Annotated in this window: 4 protein-coding genes; 3 read left to right on the top strand and 1 reads right to left on the bottom strand. The window is 71.8% G+C overall.

What is annotated here, in order from left to right:
- Positions 1-153: 153 nt before the first annotated feature.
- Entirely contained in the window at positions 154-900 is a 747-nt protein-coding gene (locus ABZ078_RS44045) for an IclR family transcriptional regulator (protein ID WP_356584277.1), read from the bottom strand.
- A gap of 274 nt (positions 901-1,174) precedes the next feature.
- Between ABZ078_RS44045 and solA (ABZ078_RS44040) the strand changes: the two genes are divergently transcribed.
- From solA (ABZ078_RS44040) to ABZ078_RS44030, 3 genes are read left to right on the top strand one after another with little or no spacing between them, the layout of a single operon-like run.
- Positions 1,175-2,311 carry an N-methyl-L-tryptophan oxidase gene (gene solA / locus ABZ078_RS44040; protein WP_356584275.1) on the top strand — a complete coding sequence of 379 codons (1,137 nt, stop codon included), beginning with the start codon at positions 1,175-1,177 and terminating at the stop codon, positions 2,309-2,311.
- Between the two features lie 32 nt (positions 2,312-2,343).
- Positions 2,344-3,480 (top strand): N-methyl-L-tryptophan oxidase, encoded by a 1,137-nt coding sequence (gene solA / locus ABZ078_RS44035; protein ID WP_356584273.1) that lies wholly within the window; start codon positions 2,344-2,346, stop codon positions 3,478-3,480.
- A gap of 12 nt (positions 3,481-3,492) precedes the next feature.
- Positions 3,493-4,464, top strand: a complete 972-nt coding sequence (locus ABZ078_RS44030) for a succinylglutamate desuccinylase/aspartoacylase family protein (RefSeq protein ID WP_356584271.1) — start codon at positions 3,493-3,495, stop codon at positions 4,462-4,464.
- The last annotated feature ends 269 nt before the right edge of the window (positions 4,465-4,733 follow it).

The following is a 4,733-nucleotide window of genomic DNA, read 5'->3' as shown; positions in this document are numbered from 1 at the left end:
TCGGGTTGATCTGCGCGACCCCCGAGAGCACCGTCAGCACGCCGAAGACCATGAGGAACAGGCCGCCCGACGTCGCCGTGAAGTGCGGGAACATGCCGGTACGTGGGGGGCCGACCCTTGTCCGTCGGTGCGGCTTCGGCTGCCGCCGCGTGTTCAGCCGCCCAGTCGGCGGCCCGTGATCTCCGCCGCCGTACCGGCGACCAGGCGGCCCCACTCGGGCAGTCGTGCCGCGTCGAAGCGGGAGTCGGGCATCGAGATGGCCACGGTGGCCAGCGGTGTGCCCTCCTCGTCCAGCACCGCCGCGGCGATGGCGCACACGCCCGGCCGGTACTGGTTGCGGTTGACCGAGTAGCCGTCGGTGCGGATCTGGTCCAGCTCGGCGCGCAGTTCGTCGGGGTCGGCGGGCGTCGTCTCGCTGAATCGCTCCAGCCCCTGCCGGAGCAGTTCCTCGACGTCCTGCTTCGGCAGATGGGCGAGGATCGCGCGCCCCGTGGCGGTGGCGTGCAGCGGTGAGGTGTCGCCGATGGTGTGGAACGTCCGTACGGGATGGTCGCAGTCCACGCGGTCCACCACGACCATGCACTGCAGGGCGTCCGGCACCGACAGGTGGATCGTCTCGTTCACCGTGTCACGGAGCCGGATCATCGGCTCGCGGGCGGCGGCGAACAGGTTGGAGCCCTGGAGTGCGGCGGGCCGCACGGCCAGGACCCGGGCGCCGATCTCCCACCGGGTGGTGTCCCGGCGGTTGGCCCGCAGCCAGCCGGCCTCGGCCAGCGTGACCAGGGTCCGCTGCACGGTCGACTTCGGGAGCCCGAAGATCTTCGTCAGCTCGCCGACGGTGACCGGTTGGTGCTGGGCGACCGCCTCCAGGATGCGCAGTGATCTGGTGACGCTCTTCATTTCCATCCGGTTTCCCCCTGTTAATCCTCGGAATTTCTGTCCGACACCCTCTTGACTCCCCTTCGTGCCACTGCCATTCTCTGTGCCAGATTCTAGCACAGCATTCCACAATGTGGCACGGCTCAACGGGAGAACCCGAAGGAGTGGGCCGGAACTCCGAGAAGCGGACGGATGCGAGCGACGGGCCCCAGACCCGCCCCCTCCAAACCACCTCGAATCGAACAGCCTCACGCCGGGCCCAGCATGCGCCCCGGTGATACGAAAGGAAAGCCCTGTGTCAGCTGCCAGGAAGCGCGTCGCCGTAGTCGGCGTCGGAACGATGGGCAGCCAGGCCGCCTGGCGGCTCGCCGCCCGTGGCGCGGAAGTCGTCGCCTACGACCGCTTCGCCCCGGGGCACGACCGCAGCGCCGCCGGCGGCGAGACCCGCATCTTCCGCAGCGCGCACTTCGAGGACTCGCGGTACGTCCCGCTCCTCAAGCACGCCGACACCCTGTGGGAGCAGCTCCAGCAGGAGACCGGCCGCGAGCTGCGCCGCCTGACCGGATGCCTGCTGATGGGGTCCACCGAGCACCAGCAGATGGCCACGGTCCTTCAGTCCATCGCCGAGCACGGCCTCGACCACGAGGTGCTCGACGCCGACGCGATGGCCAAGCGGTTCCCGCAGTACCGGCTGGAGGACGGCGACGCGGCCGTACTCGACCGCCGCGCCGGCTTCATCCGGCCCGAGCTGACCGTCCAGACCGCGGCCCGCCGCGCCGAGCGGCTCGGCGCTCGGATCCACCGCTACACGCCGGTCCGGGAGATCACCCCGGTGGGCGGCGGGGTCGAGGTCCGCACCGACTCCGGCGGCGAGCGCTTCGACGCGGTCGTCGTCACCGTCGGACCGTGGGTGAACGACCTGCTGCCCGGACTGCCGTGGGAGGTGGACATCCGCCGCCTCATCAGCGCCTGGTACGTGCCCACCACCGACGCCTGGTTCGGCGAGGAGCGCCCCGCGTTCATCCGGACCACCCCCACCCACTGCTACGGCCTGCCCTCCCCGGACGGCGTCTCCGTCAAGATCGGACTCTCGCGCGACCTGCACGCACCGGCCGGCGACCCGAACACGCTGGAACGCACCGTCCAGCCGGAGGAGTTGGAGGTCTTCACCGACCTCGTGCGCCGTCACCTGCCGGACCTGCACCCGGACCCGACCCGTCTGGCCGTCTACATGGAGGGCTACACCGAGAGCAGCCGCCCGCTGGTCGGCCCGCTGCCCGGCGCCGAGAACGTCGTCCTGCTGGCCGGCTTCTCCGGCCACGGCTTCAAGCTCTCGCCCGCCTTCGGCGACATCGCCGCGGACCTCGCGCTGGAGGGCGCCTCGTCCCAGCCCATCGACTTCGTGTCCACGGTCGGCCGCACCACGGCCTGACCGTCCGAGCACCGTCCAGCAAGGAGAACCACATGGCCACGACCAAGCGGGTCGCCGTCGTCGGCACCGGCACGGTGGGCAGCCAGGCCGCCTGGCGGCTGGCGGCCCGGGGCGCCGAGGTCGTCGCCTACGACCGCTTCGCCCCCGGCCACGACCGCAGTGCCGCCGGCGGTGAGACCCGGGTCTTCCGCAGCGTGCAGACCGACGACGGCCGTTACGTGCCGCTCGTCCGGCACGCCGACACCCTCTGGCAGCAGTTGCAGGCGGAGACCGGCCGGGAACTGCGCCGGCTGACGGGAAGCATGTTCATGGGGCCGGCCGACGACCCCGAGATGCGTACGGTCCTGGACGTCATCGCCGAGCACGGCCTCGACCACGAGGTGCTCGACGCCGACGCGATGGCCAAGCGCTTCCCGCAGTTCCGCCTCGACGAGGGGGACCTGGCGGTCCTCGACCCCCGTGCCGGGTTCGTCCGCCCGGAGTTGACGGTCCAGACCGCGGCCCGTCGCGCCGAGGAGCTGGGCGCGCGCATCCGCCGCTACACCCCGGTGCGGGAGGTCGTCCCCGTCGCCGGGGGAGGGGTGGAGATCCGTACGGACACCGACACCGCGCGCTTCGACGCCGCGGTGGTCACCCCCGGCCCCTGGGTGGGCGACCTGCTGCCGGACCTGCCGTGGCAGGTGGACGTCTACCGTGCGATCAGCGCCTGGTTCCTGCCCACCGAGGACCACCGAGTCGGTGACGAGCGCCCCGCGTTCATCCGCTTGGGCGACACCCACTTCTACGGCATCCCGTCCCCCGACGGGCTCTCCGTCAAGCTGGGTCTGTCCCAGGCCCACCACAAGGCCGTGGACGACCCGAACCGGCTGAACCGGACCGTCGCACCGGAGGAGTTGGAGACCTTCAGCGCGATGGTGCGGCGACACCTGCCCGGACTGAACCCCGACCCGGTGCGCGTCTCCGTCTTCATGGAGGGCTACACCGGCAGCACCCGCCCGCTGGTCGGACCCCTGCCGGACTGCCCCGACATCGTCCTGCTGGCCGGCTTCTCCGGCCAGGGCTTCAAGATGTCGCCCGCCCTGGGCGACATCGCCGCGGACCTCGCACTGGAGGGCCGCACCCCCCAGCCCATCGACTTCATCACCACGCTCGGTCGCACGACCGCCTGATTGAGGTACGACATGACACTGACCATTGGCCCGCTGCGGGCCGAGCCCGGCCACAAGACCCGGGGGACCGTCCCCGTGGACCTCGGCCCGACGACCGTCGACATCCCCCTGGTCCTCGTCAACGGTTCCCGTCCCGGCCCCAGGGTCGTGATCACCGGCGGTGTGCACGGCGGCGAGTTCGTCGGCACCGACGCCGCCGCCCGGCTCGGCGGGCTGCTGGAGCCGGAGGACATCGCCGGCCAGGTGGTGATCTGCCCGGTGGCCAACCCGCCGGCCGTGTACGACGGACGTCTCGGCAAGTCCCCGCTGGACGGCGTCAACATCAACCGCGTCTTCCCCGGCGACCCGGCCGGCGGGCCCACCGAGCGGCTGGCGGCCTGGATCTTCGAGCACGTCATCACCGGCGCCGACGCCTACGCCGACCTGCACAGCGGAGGCATCGACGAGACCCTGCTCGACTTCGTCGGCTACCGTCTGACCTCCGACGAGGAACTGGACGCCAAGACGCGGGGCATGGCCCACGCCGTCGGCTACGAGCGGGTCCTGTTCGGCCGCAACGCCGCGGGCGGCAACAGCCACGCCGCGGCGGCCCGGCACGGCATCCCCGCCATCCTCGTCGAGACCGGCCAGCTCGGCGAACGGGAACCCGCCCAGACCAAGACCCTGCTCGACGGCCTGTACCGGCTCCTGCACCACCTCGGCGTCATCGAGGAACCCCAGCACGTCGCACCGGTGACCGCGCGGCCCCGCGAGTGGGTCTGGACGGGCTCGGTCGAGTCCCCGGCCACGGGCCTGTGGTACCCCGACGCGGTCACCGGCGACGAGGTGACCGAGGGCCAGTCCATCGGCCGTGTCATCGACCCGGCCGACGGCAGCGAACACAAGGTCACCGCCACCGCCACCGGACAGATCCTCTACGGCATGAACGGGCTCACCGTCGCTCCAGGCGCCGAGCTCGCCGCGATCGCGGTGCCCCACGAGTGACGGGAGCGTCCCCCGCGCACCCGCCGCACCACCCCTGACCCCACCCACCCCCCGCACCCCCGAACAGCTGGTCCCCACGCGCGAATTTCAGGAGATTTGTCATGAGTGATCACGTAATCGGTCGCAGAGCGCTCCTGCGCGGAGCAGGCGGCCTCGCCGCCATCGCCGCCCTGCCCTCCCTCTCCGCCTGCGGCACCGGCACCAGCCGCGCCTCGTCCGGCGGCACGTCGTGCCGGTCGGCCGCGGCCACGTCGACGGTGCGCAGGGTG

It is taken from the genome of Streptomyces sp. NPDC006385 (assembly GCF_040612485.1).
Taxonomy (GTDB): domain Bacteria; phylum Actinomycetota; class Actinomycetes; order Streptomycetales; family Streptomycetaceae; genus Streptomyces.
Note: the sequence above shows the minus strand (reverse complement) of the source record. Positions and strands in the feature narration are given on the sequence as shown.

Coding starts and splice junctions, on each gene's coding strand:
- ABZ078_RS44045 (WP_356584277.1), bottom strand. CDS start 900: ATGAAGAGCGTCACCAGATCACTGCGCATCCTGGAGGCGGTCGCCCAG.
- solA (WP_356584273.1), top strand. CDS start 2,344: ATGGCCACGACCAAGCGGGTCGCCGTCGTCGGCACCGGCACGGTGGGC.
- ABZ078_RS44030 (WP_356584271.1), top strand. CDS start 3,493: ATGACACTGACCATTGGCCCGCTGCGGGCCGAGCCCGGCCACAAGACC.